This window comes from Citrobacter sp. LJND-P06, assembly GCF_058188415.1.
The window spans coordinates 2,678,381-2,695,169 of record NZ_CP187317.1 but is presented as its reverse complement, the minus strand read 5'-3'; the positions used below and the strand labels follow the sequence as shown (position 1 = coordinate 2,695,169).

Annotated in this window: 14 protein-coding genes; 6 read left to right on the top strand and 8 right to left on the bottom strand. The window is 55.4% G+C overall.

What is annotated here, in order from left to right; genetic code table 11:
• Position 1: 1 nt before the first annotated feature.
• The 4 genes from ACO7SM_RS12925 to pabB form a co-directional block, all read right to left on the bottom strand.
• Positions 2–1,600 carry an EAL domain-containing protein gene (locus tag ACO7SM_RS12925; RefSeq protein WP_490467882.1) on the bottom strand — a complete coding sequence of 533 codons (1,599 nt, stop codon included), beginning with the start codon at positions 1,598–1,600 and terminating at the stop codon, positions 2–4.
• Positions 1,601–1,730: 130 nt separating this feature from the next.
• Positions 1,731–3,095 carry an L-serine ammonia-lyase gene (gene sdaA, locus ACO7SM_RS12920; protein WP_490467881.1) on the bottom strand — a complete coding sequence of 455 codons (1,365 nt, stop codon included), beginning with the start codon at positions 3,093–3,095 and terminating at the stop codon, positions 1,731–1,733.
• Positions 3,096–3,279: 184 nt separating this feature from the next.
• Positions 3,280–3,858 carry a CoA pyrophosphatase gene (locus ACO7SM_RS12915; RefSeq protein WP_490467880.1) on the bottom strand — a complete coding sequence of 193 codons (579 nt, stop codon included), beginning with the start codon at positions 3,856–3,858 and terminating at the stop codon, positions 3,280–3,282.
• Between the two features lie 3 nt (positions 3,859–3,861).
• Positions 3,862–5,223 (bottom strand): aminodeoxychorismate synthase component 1, encoded by a 1,362-nt coding sequence (pabB, locus tag ACO7SM_RS12910; RefSeq protein ID WP_490467879.1) that lies wholly within the window; start codon positions 5,221–5,223, stop codon positions 3,862–3,864.
• 83 nt (positions 5,224–5,306) lie between these two features.
• On the opposite strand from pabB, the gene ACO7SM_RS12905 reads away from it, so the two are divergent.
• Positions 5,307–5,486, top strand: coding sequence for a YoaH family protein (locus ACO7SM_RS12905; protein WP_490467878.1), 180 nt, complete (start codon positions 5,307–5,309; stop codon positions 5,484–5,486).
• Between the two features lie 7 nt (positions 5,487–5,493).
• On the opposite strand, the gene ACO7SM_RS12900 is transcribed toward ACO7SM_RS12905, so the two are convergent.
• A complete protein-coding gene (locus tag ACO7SM_RS12900; protein ID WP_192611942.1) occupies positions 5,494–5,838 on the bottom strand; it encodes a RidA family protein in 345 nt (114 codons plus the stop codon).
• 136 nt (positions 5,839–5,974) lie between these two features.
• Between ACO7SM_RS12900 and yoaA the strand changes: the two genes are divergently transcribed.
• The 5 genes from yoaA (at position 5,975) to rnd (ending at position 12,375) form a co-directional block, all read left to right on the top strand.
• Entirely contained in the window at positions 5,975–7,885 is a 1,911-nt protein-coding gene (gene yoaA / locus ACO7SM_RS12895) for a DNA repair helicase YoaA (protein WP_490467877.1), read from the top strand.
• Positions 7,886–7,942: 57 nt separating this feature from the next.
• Entirely contained in the window at positions 7,943–8,638 is a 696-nt protein-coding gene (gene tsaB, locus ACO7SM_RS12890) for a tRNA (adenosine(37)-N6)-threonylcarbamoyltransferase complex dimerization subunit type 1 TsaB (RefSeq protein WP_490467876.1), read from the top strand.
• Positions 8,639–8,694: 56 nt separating this feature from the next.
• Positions 8,695–9,288 carry a Slp family lipoprotein gene (locus tag ACO7SM_RS12885; RefSeq protein WP_490467875.1) on the top strand — a complete coding sequence of 198 codons (594 nt, stop codon included), beginning with the start codon at positions 8,695–8,697 and terminating at the stop codon, positions 9,286–9,288.
• Positions 9,289–9,492: 204 nt separating this feature from the next.
• The gene (gene fadD, locus ACO7SM_RS12880; RefSeq protein WP_490467874.1) at positions 9,493–11,178 is read left to right on the top strand and encodes a long-chain-fatty-acid--CoA ligase FadD; all 1,686 of its coding nucleotides are present in this window, start codon (positions 9,493–9,495) and stop codon (positions 11,176–11,178) included.
• A gap of 81 nt (positions 11,179–11,259) precedes the next feature.
• Positions 11,260–12,375, top strand: coding sequence for a ribonuclease D (rnd, locus tag ACO7SM_RS12875; RefSeq protein ID WP_490470943.1), 1,116 nt, complete (start codon positions 11,260–11,262; stop codon positions 12,373–12,375).
• A 777-nt stretch (positions 12,376–13,152) separates the two neighbouring features.
• Here the strand turns inward: rnd and ACO7SM_RS12870 are convergent.
• The 3 genes from ACO7SM_RS12870 to yeaW form a co-directional block, all read right to left on the bottom strand.
• Positions 13,153–14,118, bottom strand: coding sequence for a PDR/VanB family oxidoreductase (locus ACO7SM_RS12870; protein WP_490467873.1), 966 nt, complete (start codon positions 14,116–14,118; stop codon positions 13,153–13,155).
• A 65-nt stretch (positions 14,119–14,183) separates the two neighbouring features.
• A complete protein-coding gene (locus tag ACO7SM_RS12865) occupies positions 14,184–15,632 on the bottom strand; it encodes an NAD-dependent succinate-semialdehyde dehydrogenase (protein WP_490467872.1) in 1,449 nt (482 codons plus the stop codon).
• Between the two features lie 18 nt (positions 15,633–15,650).
• Positions 15,651–16,775 carry a carnitine monooxygenase, oxygenase subunit YeaW gene (gene yeaW / locus ACO7SM_RS12860; protein ID WP_490467871.1) on the bottom strand — a complete coding sequence of 375 codons (1,125 nt, stop codon included), beginning with the start codon at positions 16,773–16,775 and terminating at the stop codon, positions 15,651–15,653.
• Positions 16,776–16,789 lie beyond the last annotated feature (14 nt).

The window sequence follows — 16,789 nt, the reverse complement described above, 5'->3', positions numbered from 1 at the left end:
GTTAACGGAACGGTATGGCGGGCATCATATGCCCGTTATGCTGGGCGGGCGGCGGTGAGCTGCCCGCCAGCCACTGTGGAAAATCACGTAATGGCATCGGTTTCGCATACAGATATCCTTGCAGTATATGTACGCCGTGTCGGCGAAGATGCTGCGCCTGCGCGGGTGTTTCTACCCCTTCCGCCACCAGTTCGATATTCAACCGCTGTCCGAGGGCAATGATGATATCGGTCACGGTCGAATTCACCGCATCGGTGCCGATAGCGCCGGTAAACGACTTATCTATCTTCAGTACGTCCGGCCGCAGTTTTTCCAGCCACGACAGTGAGCTGTTTCCCGTCCCAAAATCATCAATCGCGAGTTTGACACCTTTACGGTGAAGTTCGCGAACCATGCGATAGTCCACATCAAGCAACGCATCCCGCTCCGTGAGTTCAAGAACGAGTTTCTGAATGGGTTGCGCTTTAAACCAGTAGTGGTTGAGATCTTTTAACAATAGGCCATGCCGAAAGTGGCTGGCCGCCACATTGATCCCGATGTGAAACTGGCTACTCATCGGAAAAAAATGCCGCTGGCGAACCGTCTCCGCAATCACGTAGCGGGTTAGTGGGGCAATGAGATGGTGCTCTTCGGCAATCGGAATAAACACATCCGGAGAGATCCAACCCTGTCGGGGATTATTCCAGCGCAGCAGAATTTCTACGCCAATACATTGCTGTGTACGGGCGTTCACTAACGGCTGACAAAAAAGCTCAAACTCTCGCCCGGCAAGGGCCAGATTGATCTCCCAGGAGAAACTCATTCTGTTGGCGGTCGCCAGCCACGTGAGATACCCCACCAACAGACTCAGCATCATGGCGAGCGGGAGCTGAGAAGGGAGATGCTTTAGCGCCAGCTCTTCCGCCCCAGGGCCGGTCGCGCTAATGGTGAACGGAAAAGCGGGTGAGGAAAGCTGGTAACGTTGTTCGCCATTGAGCGGAGGTAACGTGTCGACAACCCCTCTGCCGTAAAGGAAGTGGCGATTGCCAACCGACAAACTCGCGCTGGTGATTTGCGGCTGTTCGGGTTCAAGAAGCATATCCGCCAGCAAATCAATGTTCACTATCATCAGTACCCCGTCTTTGCCGCTGGAGGATGACGGATACCACTGGATAAGAATAGGACTGCCCTTAATCAGCGAGCGGTCGATGGAGAGAAGCAGTAAAGGCTCGGGCGTCGGAAGGTTGGTATGCAGGTGGCTGACCGGCACATTGCGATAGCCGAAGATACTGGAGCAGTACAACACGCCCCCCTGAACCAGACCAATGGAACGAACCGTTTGCAGTTTGGCCGCCTGTTTACGCAGCGCTAAATGGGTGACGGAGCAGGGCAGGCCAATCAACGGCAACATCACATCGCGGCCGGACTTGAGGGGCCGCAGGACATCATCCAGCGCGCTAACCGCATGACTGGCGAACGACACGGTACGATGATGATTAAAATTTCGCTCCGACATAAAGCGGACGCATAACGTCAGGATGAGCGTGGTCAGCGCACAAATCGTGCAAACAATGAAACGGTTACGACGGTATTTTTTAATGATCCGTTGAGCTGTTTGCATGCGAGCTGCCCGATAAGCCGTTGGCAACAAAAGCCAACCGCGACAGAGCAAGTGTAGTGGGGAAAATTACCGTAGACGAGGGCGATGCGTAAAATTCGCCCATCCGTTGCAGATGGGCGAGGTTCAGGTATTAGTCACACTGCACTTTGATGGCCAGTCCACCACGCGACGTTTCACGGTACTTGGCGTTCATGTCTTTGCCCGTTTCGTACATGGTTTCGATGACTTTATCCAGCGAGACACGCGGTGCGCTGGTACGACGCATTGCCATACGCGCGGCGTTGATCGCTTTTACCGAGGCAATCGCGTTACGTTCGATACACGGTACTTGCACCTGACCTGCAACCGGATCGCAGGTTAAGCCCAAGTTGTGTTCCATACCGATTTCGGCTGCCACGCAGACTTGCTCCGGGCTGGCGCCCAGCAGCTCCGCCAGACCCGCAGCGGCCATGGAGCAGGCCACGCCAACTTCACCCTGGCAGCCGACTTCAGCACCAGAAATAGAGGCGTTCATTTTATACAGTGCGCCGATAGCGCCAGCGGCCATAAAGTAACGGGTATAGATGTCCGGGCTGACTGACTCAATAAAATGATCATAATACGCCAGCACCGCAGGGACGATACCGCAGGCGCCGTTGGTTGGTGCTGTCACCACCCGACCACCCGCCGCGTTCTCTTCGTTAACGGCAAGGGCGAACATGTTCACCCAATCGATAACATTCATTGGATCGCTGGAGAGCTTGTCGCTGGAAACCAGCATCCGGCGTAACGCCGACGCACGGCGCGGAACGCGCAGCGGGCCAGGCAGAATACCTTCGGTGTTCATGCCGCGATCGATACAGGCTTGCATGGTCTGCCAGACATTGGCGAAATACTCTTCAATCTCTTTCTTGCTGTGCAGCGCCAGTTCGTTTTGCATCACCATGCCAGAAAGCGACAGGCCGGTGCTGTTGCAATATTCCAGCATTTCGGTGGCTGATTTGAACGGATAAGGCACGCTCACATCACCCGTTGCGTCCTGACCAAAATGCTCTTCATCAACGATAAAACCGCCGCCGATGGAATAATACGTTTTGCTGTAGATGACGGTTTCGCCGTTCCACGCATGGATCTGCATTCCGTTCTCATGCAATGACAGATTGTCATTATGAAAACGCATCCCGTTATCGTGCGGGAAATCCACTTCATGCCGACCCTGAGCCAGCAACAGGCGTCCGCGCGTTTCAACGTCGCGGATAAAACCCGGGATGCTATCAATATCAACGGTGGCAGGTTCGTTCCCCGCCAGACCCATAATAATGGCGATATCCGTGTGGTGACCTTTACCCGTTAATGACAGTGAGCCGTATACATCCACGGCGACACGGGTAACGCTATCCAATAATCCTTTTTCGACCAGGTCATCGACGAACTGTTTACCCGCCTTCATAGGCCCTACAGTATGGGAGGATGAGGGACCAATCCCTACCTTAAACATGTCGAATAGACTAATCACGATAATACTCCTGACAGGGTAACTGGGGGTTCCAGTAACGATGTAATAACTTTGCATAGTGTAAGAGGGAATAGGCCTATCAGCTTAACTATTCACATGAATTAAACTAATAGGTAACCTTGCTTTTACTAATATTGGGCGTGGAGTTTCAAGTCGTGTTGGGTACGTGTAAAGTTAAGTATAGTCAGGGTCTCATGCCAATTTGCAGCGCCAGCTCACGAATAATTCCGGCCGTCATGCCCCAGACGAAATAATGCTCATACCACGAAAGCCAGACGCGATGAGAGTCCCCGCGACGATACACATCCAGTGGATGATATCGCCTGAGTTGCAGCGCTTGCGCCAGCGGCATTTCAAACACGGCAGACACTTCATCTTCACTGGCGTGGTAATGAAGATCGGGTGGGATGATGCCCACGACGGGCGTCACCCGAAACCCGGTAACGCTGTCCACCGGAGGGAGTACCCCAATCACCTCAACGACCTCAGGCGGGATAGCGACCTCTTCGTGGGCTTCGCGCAGCGCAGCGGCGATAAGTGACGCATCGCTACTGTCTACCGCGCCGCCGGGAAAGGCCACCTGACCGGCGTGTTTACGCAGATGAACCGAGCGCTGGGTGAGCAGCAGTCCAGGCTGGGGGCGACGAACGACGGGGATCAGTACGGCGGCCTGACGGTTATTCAGCGTTTCACGATTCACCTCTGGGCGTAAAAGTTGAAACCGTGATAAAAAATCATCGAGCGTCAGGCTGCTGTTATCCACGTCTTAGTTCTCCAGTTGATGCAAAATACGATTCACTTTATCAAACGTTTCCTGATATTCCGCCGCTTCCTGGCTGTCCGCCACAATCCCGCCGCCTGCGGAACACGACAGTTTTCCCTGGGTCGCGCTCAGGGTGCGAATGGTGATGCTGGTATCCATATTGCCGCAAACGCTGAGATACCCGATGCTGCCGCACCAGGCATTGCGTCGCTGGGGCTCCAGCTCATCAATAATTTCCATCGCGCGGACTTTCGGCGCGCCGGTGATCGAACCGCCAGGGAAGGCGGCACGCAGCAGATCGGTGGCGTGCAGGTGGTCGGGCAATTGTGCGGTGATGGTACTGACCAGATGGTGTACCGCCGGAAACGGCTCAACGACAAACAGTTCGGGTACCCTGACAGACCCCGGCACGGCGACGCGGCCAATATCATTACGCATCAGATCGACAATCATCAGGTTTTCCGCCCGGTCTTTCGGTGAGCTGGCGAGTTTTTGCGCCTGCTGGCGATCATCGTGCGGATCTTCCAGACGCGGAAGCGTCCCTTTAATCGGTCGGGTCTGAATGTGTCCGTTCGCGAGTTGAATAAATCGTTCGGGCGAAAGGCTCAAAATTGCGCCATCTTCCAGACGTAAAAAGGCGCTGAAGGGGGCGCGGTTGGCCTGATTGAGGCGCACAAACGCTTGCCATTCGTCGCCCTGATAGTCCGCCTGAAAACGCTGGGCAAGATTCACCTGATAGCAGTCGCCGCTGTGCAGATAGGCCTGCACCTGGCGAAATTTTTCACCATACTGCGCGCGTGTCATGTTTGACTGCCAGGCGGAGGTTAATCTGAACGGCTCATGCACTGGTGCCTGTTGGCTTTCCAGCCAGTCGAGTCTTGCGAGTGCGTTCGAATGGCTGAGCAGCGACACGGTCTGTTTTTGGTTATCGACAATCAGCGCCCAGTCGTAAATTCCCACCGCCATATCCGGCAACGTGATATCGTGTTGAGCGATATCGGGCAGCGATTCAAAACGGCGCCCCAGATCGTAGCCAAAAAGCCCCAGAGCTCCCCCCTGAAACGGCAAATCGTCACTGTGCGATGGGGTCATCGCCAGAGATGCCAGCGCTGTCTGCACAACGTTCAGCGGATCATCCGTCGTTGTGGTGCAGTGATGCGCATCGCAGACCCGTGTTTTTTCTCCCTGTGTGACCAGCGTCGTGATGGGATCGGCCACCAAAATGTCAAAGCGGTTATGCGGATGATCCGCGTGACCAGAATGCAGAAGCATGGCCCAGGGGGTATGACTCAGCGGCGTAAAATAGTGTTCAGCGGCGTCCTGACGCCAGGGTAACTGAATTACAGCGGGAGATAACGTCTTCATCTGTCCTGACTCGTGACTACTCTACTGGCTATGTGCCGGGTAGCATGAAATAATTAGCGTTAACAATTTAGCAGGAGTTCATCATGTTTGCAGGTTTACCTTCACTCACGCACGATCAGCAGCAAAAAGCGGTAGAACGCATTCAGGAACTGATGTCACAAGGAATGAGCAGCGGGGAGGCGATTACGCTGGTAGCACAGGAGTTACGCGCCACCCATACCGGCGAGCGGATCGTGGCGCGTTTTGAGGATGAAGACGAATAACGCAGGCTTAGACAGCCGCGATAATTTTAATCTCAACCTTATATTTCGGGTTCATTAACCCAGCCTGTACCGTGCAACGTACAGGCGCATGTCCGGCAACAACCCAGGCGTCCCAGGCTTTGTTCATCGCCGCGAAATCACTTTTATCGGTAATAAAAATGGTCGCATCCAGAATGCGCGCTTTATTGCTGCCTTGCTTTTCCAGTACGGCATCGATTTGTGCCAGGGTATTGGCCGTCTGCTCGAACGCGTCAGCGTCCAGGTTCTCAGGTACGCCGGTGTAGTACAGGGTATTATTGTGGATAACAACATCAGACCAACGGTCTTCGGCATCAATACGGACAATAGTCATCAATTACTCCTCGTTAGCGTTTAGATTCCATTTTTACGCGGCAAGACTGCCACATTGTTATGCCGTCGTCACCTCTTCAACTGGCGAAAGATCCTCTGGCCTGACATAATCCCTGTTCAAATGAACAGGGGGTAGTGTGTCGGACGATTTTGCCGTAGACGGTCAGTTAGCGAAAGCGATAGCGGGTTTTAAGCCGCGCGAACCACAGCGACAAATGGCCGTTGCCGTGGCCCATGCGATTGAAACCTCGTCCCCTCTGGTCGTTGAAGCCGGGACAGGCACAGGGAAAACCTACGCCTATCTTGCGCCTGCGCTGCGCGCCAAAAAGAAAGTGATTATTTCAACGGGCTCGAAAGCGTTGCAGGATCAGCTCTACAGTCGCGATCTCCCGACCGTAGCAAACGCCCTGAAGTTCAGCGGTAAACTGGCGCTGCTGAAAGGGCGCTCAAACTACTTGTGTCTGGAGCGTCTCGAACAGCAGGCGCTGGCCGGCGGTGACTTGCCGGTGCAAATTTTGAGCGATGTCATCTTACTGCGTTCCTGGTCCAATCAAACCCTTGATGGCGACATCAGTACCTGCGTCAGCGTGGCGGAAGACTCCCAGGCCTGGCCGCTGGTCACCAGCACCAACGACAACTGTCTGGGCAGCGATTGCCCGCTCTACAAAGAGTGCTTTGTGGTCAAAGCGCGTAAAAAAGCGATGGATGCCGATGTCGTGGTGGTCAACCACCATCTTTTTTTGGCTGACATGGTGGTGAAAGAGAGCGGTTTTGGTGAACTGATCCCCGAAGCGGAGGTGATGATCTTCGACGAAGCCCATCAGCTTCCCGACATCGCCAGCCAGTACTTTGGTCAGTCACTTTCCAGCCGACAGCTTCTTGATCTGGCAAAAGATTTTACCATTGCGTATCGCACGGAACTCAAAGACACCCAACAACTGCAAAAATGCGCTGACCGTCTTGCCCAGTGCGCGCAAGATTTCCGTTTGCAATTAGGCGAACCGGGCTATCGCGGGAACCTGCGCGAGCTTCTTGCCGATCAGCGTGTTCAGCGGGCTTTTCTGTTGCTCGATGACACGCTCGAACTGTGTTACGACGTGGCGAAACTCTCTCTGGGGCGCTCGGCGCTTCTGGACGCCGCCTTCGAGCGAGCCACGCTGTATCGCACCCGCCTCAAACGTCTGAAAGAGATCAATCAGCCAGGCTACAGCTACTGGTATGAATGTACGTCGCGTCATTTTACCCTGGCGCTGACGCCGCTGAGCGTGGCGGATAAATTCAAAGAGGTGATGGCGCAGAAACCCGGTAGCTGGATTTTTACCTCAGCGACCCTGTCGGTGAATGACGATCTCCACCACTTTACGGCGCGACTGGGGATTGAAGCGGCAGAATCCATGCTGCTTCCCAGTCCGTTTGATTACACGCAGCAGGCGCTGCTGTTAGTGCCGCGAAACCTGCCGCAGACCAACCAACCCGGCGCAGCGCGCCAGTTAGCCGCAATGCTAAGGCCCATCATTGAAGCGAACAACGGGCGCTGCTTTATGCTGTGTACCTCGCACGCCATGATGCGCGACCTTGCCGAACAGTTCCGCGCCACCATGACCCTGCCGGTGCTGCTGCAAGGCGAAACCAGCAAAGGTCAACTGTTGCAACAGTTCGTCAGCGCGGGCAACGCGCTGCTGGTGGCGACCAGCAGTTTCTGGGAAGGCGTCGATGTGCGCGGCGATACCTTGTCGCTGGTGATTATCGACAAGCTGCCGTTTACCTCACCGGATGACCCGTTACTCAAAGCGCGAATGGAAGACTGTCGACTGCGCGGCGGCGATCCTTTCGATGAGGTTCAGTTACCGGATGCGGTGATCACCCTGAAGCAGGGGGTGGGGCGTCTAATCCGTGACGCTGACGACCGTGGCGTGCTGGTGATTTGTGATAACCGGCTCGTGATGCGCCCCTATGGCGCAACGTTCCTTGCCAGTCTCCCGCCTGCGCCGCGTACCCGGGATATTGCTCGCGCCGTCAGGTTTCTTGCCCTCCCATCGGTTAAGTAATTTGTTACGGAGTATGGTAAGATACGCGCCATTTTATTGATCTAAGCACGAAGACCCATGCGAATTCTGGCTATCGATACCGCCACAGAAGCCTGTTCTGTTGCCCTGTGGAATGACGGTAATATCAATGCTCAATTTGAGCTTTGCCCACGAGAACACACCCAACGAATCTTGCCGATGGTTCAGGATATCCTGGCTACCAGCGGCACAACGCTTGCCGACGTTAACGCGCTGGCCTTTGGCCGCGGGCCGGGGAGTTTTACCGGCGTGCGTATTGGTATCGGTATTGCGCAAGGTCTGGCGCTGGGGGCTTCTCTTCCGATGATCGGTGTCTCGACGCTGGCAACAATGGCGCAGGGCGCCTGGCGTAAAACCGGCGCGACCCGCGTTCTGGCGGCGATTGACGCCCGGATGGGCGAAGTCTACTGGGCGGAATATCAGCGCGACGAAAATGGCGTATGGCACGGCGAAGACACCGAAGCGGTGTTAAAACCGGACGCGGTTATCGCACGATTAAAACAACTTTCCGGCGAGTGGGCCACGGTTGGCACGGGCTGGCCTGCATGGCCTGAACTGGCAAACGAGAGCGGTCTGGCGCTGCGTGATGGCGACGTCTTGCTGCCAGCGGCAGAAGATATGCTGCCGTTAGCCAGTCAAATGCTGGCGGCAGGAAAAACCGTCGCCGTTGAACATGCCGAACCGGTTTATTTGCGTAACAACGTGGCGTGGAAGAAACTTCCCGGTAAAGAATGAATCTCAGTAGTATTAGTCTGATGCAGTGATATGCGCTGAGAAAAAGGAGTCGCATTATGGCGGTTCACAAACAGATTGTTAAAGGAATGCTGGCGGCAGCCGTTGCGCTTATGCTGAGTGGCTGCGTCACCGTTCCGGATGCCATCAAAGGGTCGAGTCCCACGCCGCAACAGGATCTGGCGCGGGTGATGAGCGCGCCGCAACTGTATGTCGGCCAGGAAGCGCGTTTTGGCGGCAAAGTGGTGGACGTGCAAAACCAGCAGGGGAAAACCCGTCTGGAAATCGCCACGGTGTCTCTGGATAGCGGCGCGCGACCGGCGCTGGGCGAAGTATCACGCGGGCGCATTCTGGCAGACGTGAACGGGTTCCTTGACCCGGTTGATTTTCGCGGTCAACTGGTCACCGTCGTCGGCCCGATCAGCGGGACGGTTGACGGTAAAATTGGTAAAACCCCGTACAAATATATGCTGATGAATGTGACGGGTTTTAAGCGCTGGCGGGTTACGCAACAGGTTATGATGCCGCCTCAGCCGATTGATCCGTGGTTTTACGGCGCTCGCGCCAGACACTATGGCTATGGTTACGGCTATGGTTATGGCGGATGGTATAACCCCGGCCCCGTCCAGGTTCAGACGATAGTAACAGAGTAACTTATTGTTTTGTCGATAAAAGAAACAGCGGCTCGTCCGCTGTTTCTGCATTAATACGGATAGAAGAAAAATAAATAGTGACGCGCTTCGCAACCTTTCAGTTGAGTAATTAATAAACTGGTACGCTGAGTTAATATTATGTTAACGGCTTGTTTATTTACTGGGGTTGTGATGACGACGAACACGCATTTTAGAGGTGATGTTTTGAAGAAGGTTTGGCTTAACCGTTATCCCGCAGATGTCCCCGCGGAGATCAATCCTGACCGTTATCAATCCCTGGTGGAACTGTTTGAACAGGCTTCGGCGCGCTACGCCGATCAGCCTGCGTTCGTCAATATGGGGGAGGTGATGACCTTCCGCAAACTCGAAGAGCGTAGCCGGGCATTTTCGGCGTATTTGCAGCAGGGGCTCGGGCTTAAAAAGGGCGATCGTGTCGCGCTGATGATGCCGAACCTGTTGCAGTACCCTGTCGCACTGTTTGGCATCCTGCGCGCCGGGATGATCGTGGTCAACGTCAATCCCCTGTATACTCCGCGTGAACTGGAACATCAGCTCAACGACAGTGGCGCGACGGCCATCGTGATTGTCTCCAACTTTGCCCATACGCTGGAAAAAGTGGTTGAGAAAACGGCGGTAAAACACGTGATCCTGACCCGTATGGGCGATCAGCTCTCAACGGCGAAAGGCACGCTGGTTAACTTCGTGGTGAAATACATTAAGCGTCTGGTGCCGAAGTACCATCTGCCGGATGCGATTTCATTTCGTAGCGCGTTACAAAACGGCTATCGCATGCAATATGTGAAGCCTGAGGTGGTGCCTGAAGATCTGGCATTCCTGCAGTACACCGGCGGTACGACCGGGGTGGCGAAAGGGGCGATGCTGACGCACCGCAATATGCTGGCAAACCTCGAACAGGTACATGCCACCTACGGGCCGCTGTTACATCCAGGCAAAGAATTGGTGGTCACCGCGCTGCCGCTGTATCACATCTTCGCTCTGACCATGAACTGCCTGCTGTTCATTGAGCTGGGCGGACAAAACCTGCTGATCACCAACCCGCGTGATATCCCAGGCCTGGTCAAAGAGCTGGCGAAATACCCGTTCACCGCCATGACGGGCGTGAACACGCTGTTTAATGCCTTGTTGAATAACAAAGAGTTCCAGCAGCTCGATTTTTCTACGTTGCATCTGTCGGCGGGGGGCGGAATGCCCGTCCAGCAAGCCGTAGCGGAGCGCTGGGTGAAGCTGACCGGGCAATACCTGCTGGAAGGCTACGGACTGACCGAATGTTCACCGCTGGTGAGCGTTAACCCGCATGATATCGACTATCACAGCGGCAGCATCGGCTTACCGGTTCCCTCCACCGAGGTCAAACTGGTCGACGATGATGACAACGAAGTGCCGCCGGGAGAGCCGGGCGAGCTGTGCATCAAAGGGCCACAGGTGATGCTGGGTTACTGGCAGCGTCCCGACGCGACGGATGAAATCGTCAAAGGGGGCTGGTTGCATACCGGCGATATCGCGGTGATGGATGACGAAGGATTCCTGCGCATCGTTGACCGCAAAAAAGACATGATTCTGGTCTCCGGCTTCAACGTCTATCCGAACGAGATTGAAGACGTGGTCATGCAGCATCCTGGCGTTCAGGAAGTGGCAGCGGTGGGCGTACCGTCCGGCAGCAGCGGCGAGGCGGTGAAGATTTTTGTGGTGAAAAAAGACGCGTCCCTCACCGATGAGGCGTTGGTCACTTTCTGCCGTCGCCATCTGACGGGCTACAAAGTGCCTAAGCTGGTGGAATTCCGTGACGAGTTGCCAAAATCTAACGTCGGAAAAATTTTGCGACGAGAATTGCGTGACGAAGCGCGTGGCAAAGTAGACAATAAGGCATGAGCTTTAAATGAGTCGCCAGACGCCGGTTAAGCCGGCGTTTTTTTTGGCGCAAACCTAAGAGAACACGATTTGAATTACCAAATGATCACCACGGACGACGCGCTGGCAACCCTGTGCGAAGCGGTTCGTGCGTTTAAGGCCATTGCCCTGGACACTGAATTTGTCCGCACGCGCACCTATTATCCGCAACTGGGTCTTATCCAGTTGTTTGATGGCGAACACGTTGCGCTGATTGATCCGCACGGGATCACCGACTGGTCGCCGCTGCGCGCCATTTTACGCGATACCACTATCACCAAATATCTGCATGCGGGCAGCGAAGATCTGGAAGTGTTTCTGAACACCTTTGGAGAACTGCCGCAGCCGCTGATCGACACGCAAATCCTCGCCGCATTTTGTGGGCGTCCTCTGTCATGGGGATTTGCGTCCATGGTGGAAGAGTATACCGGCGTCGCGCTGGACAAGAGTGAATCCCGTACCGACTGGCTGGCCAGACCGCTAACGGAACGTCAGTGTGAATACGCGGCGGCCGATGTCTGGTATCTATTACCGATCACCGCAAAACTGATGGCGGAAACGCAAGAGAGCGGTTGGTTACCTGCCGCGCTGGACGAGTGTCGTTTGATGCAGCAACGCCGTCAGGAGATCCTCGCGCCTGAAGACGCCTGGCGTGAAATTACCAACGCCTGGCAGTTGCGTACCCGTCAACTGGCCTGTCTGCAATTACTGGCCGACTGGCGCTTGCGTAAAGCGCGTGAGCGCGATCTGGCAGTCAATTTTGTGGTGCGCGAAGAACATCTGTGGGCTGTTGCCCGCTATATGCCAGGCAGTCTGGGGGAACTCGACGGTCTTGGACTTTCCGGCAGTGAAATTCGTTTTCACGGTAAGACGCTGATTTCGCTGGTGGCACAAGCGCAGGCGCTCCCGGAAGAGAGTCTTCCGCAACCCTTGCTCAACCTGATGGATATGCCGGGCTACCGCAAGGCATTCAAAGCCATCAAGGCGCTGGTTGCCGACGTCAGTGCGACACATAATCTCAGCGCCGAGCTGCTTGCATCCCGCCGCCAGATAAACCAGTTGCTCAACTGGCACTGGAAGCTAAAACCGCAGGCGACGTTACCGGAGCTGATTTCCGGATGGCGCGCGGAGCTGATGGCCGAACCGCTCAACCGTCTGCTGCAAGAGTATCCCCGCTAAGCCAGACGAAAACGGGAGCCAGGCGCTCTAATGCCAATAAGTTAAGCACTGGCACACCGAAAGGGCTGAGGTATTTATCCCGAAGAAGCAACACGCTGGTTTTGCGAAGGGTTCCGTTCACCTTATGTTCTTCGCTTCTCTGGCATTTCATGTCCCGTGAACGGGCTAAGGGTGCTATCGCCGCACCCTTAGCAATCCCGGCTCCCGGCAGGAAAATTGCCGCTTCGCGGTCCCCTCCGTTTATTCCTCCAGGCTACCGGGTCGGGCGCGAGGTAACGTCCCTGTAAAACGCGCCCTGAACCCGCATCCCGGCGGGTTCCCCCGGCCTTACGAAAACACGTCGGCAATTTTCGGCCGGACTCTCCCCACACCTGACCACCGGAGTTTTTGGTTAAACAGCTAAACAGAAATCACTGAAAGTCAGAATGCGAAAGCGACACCACAGTCCGGCTGAAAATCGATGAGACGTTGACGGCTGACCGGGGCCGCCCGCAGGGATGCGGGCGGAGGGGACGGCCTGCAGGGATGCAGGCTCGACCCCGACCCGAAAGGCAGACGGAATAAGGCGAATATATCGCGAAGCGACGATTTTCCCGCCGGGAGCCAGGGTTGCAAGGGAGGCGGCGGTGAGCCTCCCTTGCACGTTCACGGGTAGGGTGGTTTCAGAGAAGCAGTGGACATAGGGTGAACGGAACCCTTCGTCAGAGTGACAGGTTCTACCTAATTTCTTAACTGACCAGCATTAGAGCCAGGTGCTCCCGTTATTCGACCGCGAGATCATAAGTCCAGCACCAGCCGCTTACCTTTGGCGCGTGAGCAGCAGATAAGCATACTTTGCTGGCTGGCTTTTTCATCGTCACTGTAATACTGATCCCGGTGATCGGCTTCCCCTTCGAGAATCGCCGTTTCACATGTGCCGCACACTCCTTCACGACACAAACACTCCACCTTCGCCGCTTTGTTATTTTCGATAACCTGTAAAATCGTCATCTCTTCGGGAACCACAAACTCGCGTCCCGAACGGGCCAGCACGAGGGTAAAGGCATCGCCCGCCTTATCTTCAATAGCAAATTGTTCAAAATGCAGAGCATCATTGTCGATGCCGAGTGCGGCAGCCTCACGTCTTACGGCGTCGTTAAGCGCCGCCGGGCCGCAGGTATAGATATGGGTACCCGGTTCAACATCCGCCAGCAGACGCGCCAGTTCCAGCCGCGTGCCTTCTGACGAAAGGTGCAGATGAATACGGGAGGCATTGATGTGCTGAGATAACTCACTGTGAAACGCACAGCTTTCCCGGCTGTGGGCACAGTAATGGAGCTGCCACTGCGCCTGGCGTTGTTCCAGTTCGGGTATCTGAGAGAGGAATGGGGTGATCCCAATCCCTCCGGCGATCAGCAGATGTTTTTTCGCCTGGGGTGCGAGAGCGAAGAGATTCTTCGGCGTGGAAACAGTGAGCGTGTCACCGGCTTTTACCTGTTGATGCAGATAGCGGGAGCCCCCCCTGGAGTCCTCCTCCCGCCGCACGGCAATTTGCCAGTGAGAGGTATCCAGCGGGGAACTCATCAGCGAATAGGCATTGCTGTAGAGCTGATCGCCCTCGCGCATTTGCACAATAATATGACTACCGCCGCTGAAGGCGGGTAACGCGTCGCCCGAGGCGGCAACTAAGGTAAAACGCTTTACATGCGCGGTGAGGGTGTCAACCTGACTCACCCGCACCTGATGCATTTGATATTCAGACATCGCAGCACTCCCTTAAAAATCAGCCCGACGCTGCGCATTGATGACAGCGCCGGGACGAGTCATCGTTATAGCCCCTGGCAGAGGTATTTCATCTCCAGGTAATCTTCAATCCCGTATTCTGACCCTTCGCGCCCCAGCCCCGACTGTTTGACGCCGCCAAACGGCGCGACTTCATTGGAGATGAGGCCGGTATTGATCCCCACCATCCCGTACTCAAGCTGTTCTGATACGCGCCAGATTCGTGCGGCATCATTGGTGTAGAAATACGACGCCAGACCATAAATGGTGTCATTTGCCTGACGGATAACATCCTGTTCATCGTCGAATTTCACCAGTGCGGCTACCGGGCCAAAGATCTCTTCCTGTAACAGTTGAGAGCCGGGCTGCACGTTGCCTATCACCGTGGGGGTAAAGAAATTGCCGCCTGCCGCATGACGCTGGCCACCGGTTAACAGCGTGGCGCCACGGGTCAACGCGTCGTCGAGCAGCGACTGCACTTTTTGCACGGCATCATTGTTGATCAACGGCCCGGTCTGTACGCCAGGCTGACTGCCGTCGCCCACCCGCAGCGCCGCAACTCTGGCGACGAACTTCTCGCAAAACGCGTCGTAAATGGCGTGATGGATATAAAAACGGTTTACGCAAACGCAGGTTTGCCCGGCATTACGGAATTTGGCGACCAGCGCGCCTTCTACGGCTTTATCGAGACAGGCATCGTCAAAGACGATAAACGGCGCGTTGCCGCCCAATTCCAGCGACACCTTTTTAATGCTGTCGGCACACTGGCGCATCAGGACGCGGCCCACTTCGGTTGACCCGGTGAAGGAGAGTTTGCGCACGCGCTCATCACCGGTGAATACCGCCCCAATATCGCGGGATTTACCGGTCACGACATTGATAACACCGGCCGGGATCCCCGCCTGTCGCGCCAGTTCCGCCAGCGCCAGCGCGGTGAATGGCGTTTCATTCGCCGGTTTGAGCACCATCGTACAACCTGCGGCGAGCGCAGGCCCGGCTTTGCGGGTGATCATCGCCGCAGGGAAGTTCCACGGCGTGATGGCGGCACAAACGCCAATTCCCTGGCGGATCACCATCAACCGTTTATCAGCGGATGGGGAGGGGATAACGTCGCCGTTGGTGCGTTTTCCCTGCTCGGCAAACCACTCGATAAACGACGCGGCGTAGGCAATTTCCCCTTCAGCCTCCGCCAGCGGTTTGCCTTGCTCAGCGGTCATGATCTGCGCAAGCGCAGAGGTGTTGTCGAGGATCAGACGATGCCAGGCTTTGAGTAACATACCGCGCTGAGCGGCAGTCATCGCCCGCCAGGCGGGTAAAGCCTGTGCGGCGGCGTCAACCGCCTGACGCGCTTCCTCTGCGCCCATATTGGGGATTTTCCCCAACGTCGCGCCCGTTGCCGGGTTCGTCACCGTCAGCGTGGCGTCATCATCGGCATCTTGCCAGACGCCAGCAATGAACGCTTGTTGACGAAAAAGTGAAGACTGAAATACGGACATGGCTCTCTCCCTGCATGATTAATTCTGAAACACCTGGGCGACCAGATTATGGAAATGGGCGATACCGTGCTCGGAAATTCCGCTCCCGCTGGCATCCGCCATAATGCGCCCCTGACCGCGATAGCCGCGTGATTTCAGCCCTTTCTGTACGCTTTCCACCAGGCGTAAATCTTCCGGGCGGAACACGTCGCGATACCATTCGATCAGTGACTTCTGCTCATCCGTTAATTCTTCGTTGGTAAAGTAGATATCGTAGTTTTGCAGGGTGGTTTCCGCATCAACCGGGAATTCATAGATAACCGTCATCATCCCCTTGATAGGGGTGACATTGAGCATGGTGCAGGGCCACAGCCAGAAGCCGTGGAAGGCGGCATCCACACCCTCTTCGAATTTGAATGACTGCTCGGAAGGTTTGGCGAAACCGTATTGCAGCGTCCAGTTGCCATGCATGGTATGCCAGTAACGATCCACCTGTACGGAATCAGAGAAGCCAGGGTGTGCCGGGCCGCAGTGGTAGCACTCCAGATAGTTGTCGACGATATTCTTCCAGTTTGCCGGGGTGCGGGTGGTAAAACGGGCCGCGAGTTTCAGGTCATGAACCTCCGGGCACGCCTCCACCACTTTTGCCGCCAGGCCCGGTAACTGCTCCTCAACGCTGGGCGCATTCGGGTCCATGTTGATAAAGACAAAACCGGCATACTCTTCAAGACGAACCGGGGTGAGGTGGGCCTTTTCGCTGTCGAAATTGGCGACGTTTTCGCAGTTACGGGCGTGCGCAAGATTGCCATCCAGTTTGAAAGCCCAGGCATGGTACGGGCAGGTAATCACGTTTTTCGCTTTCCCTTCGCCGCTCAGTAACTGATGACCGCGATGCGGGCAGACGTTATAGAAAGCGCGCAGAATATTGTCGCGACCGCGCACCAGGACGATATTTTCACCGATGATCTCACGGGTCACATAATCATTCGGCTTCGCCAGTTCGCTACTGTGCGCGACGCAAATCCAGCTTTTGGCAAACACGTTCTCTTTTTCATGTTCGAATGCCTGCTGGTCGGTGTAAAAGCGTGCCGGAATGGTCCAGGCATCCTGCGGGTTTGCACAAAAGTTGTCAGGCAAAACAAATTCAGGGCTCAGATTGCTCATAGGGTTACCTTTTA

What these genes read in the sequence shown, in the direction of transcription:
- ACO7SM_RS12925 (WP_490467882.1), bottom strand. Translation starts at nt 1,600, where the DNA reads ATGCAAACAGCTCAACGGATCATTAAAAAATACCGTCGTAACCGTTTC.
- pabB (WP_490467879.1), bottom strand. Translation starts at nt 5,223, where the DNA reads ATGAAGACGTTATCTCCCGCTGTAATTCAGTTACCCTGGCGTCAGGAC.
- ACO7SM_RS12905 (WP_490467878.1), top strand. Translation starts at nt 5,307, where the DNA reads ATGTTTGCAGGTTTACCTTCACTCACGCACGATCAGCAGCAAAAAGCG.
- ACO7SM_RS12900 (WP_192611942.1), bottom strand. Translation starts at nt 5,838, where the DNA reads ATGACTATTGTCCGTATTGATGCCGAAGACCGTTGGTCTGATGTTGTT.
- tsaB (WP_490467876.1), top strand. Translation starts at nt 7,943, where the DNA reads ATGCGAATTCTGGCTATCGATACCGCCACAGAAGCCTGTTCTGTTGCC.
- ACO7SM_RS12885 (WP_490467875.1), top strand. Translation starts at nt 8,695, where the DNA reads ATGGCGGTTCACAAACAGATTGTTAAAGGAATGCTGGCGGCAGCCGTT.
- rnd (WP_490470943.1), top strand. Translation starts at nt 11,260, where the DNA reads ATGATCACCACGGACGACGCGCTGGCAACCCTGTGCGAAGCGGTTCGT.
- ACO7SM_RS12870 (WP_490467873.1), bottom strand. Translation starts at nt 14,118, where the DNA reads ATGTCTGAATATCAAATGCATCAGGTGCGGGTGAGTCAGGTTGACACC.
- ACO7SM_RS12865 (WP_490467872.1), bottom strand. Translation starts at nt 15,632, where the DNA reads ATGTCCGTATTTCAGTCTTCACTTTTTCGTCAACAAGCGTTCATTGCT.
- yeaW (WP_490467871.1), bottom strand. Translation starts at nt 16,775, where the DNA reads ATGAGCAATCTGAGCCCTGAATTTGTTTTGCCTGACAACTTTTGTGCA.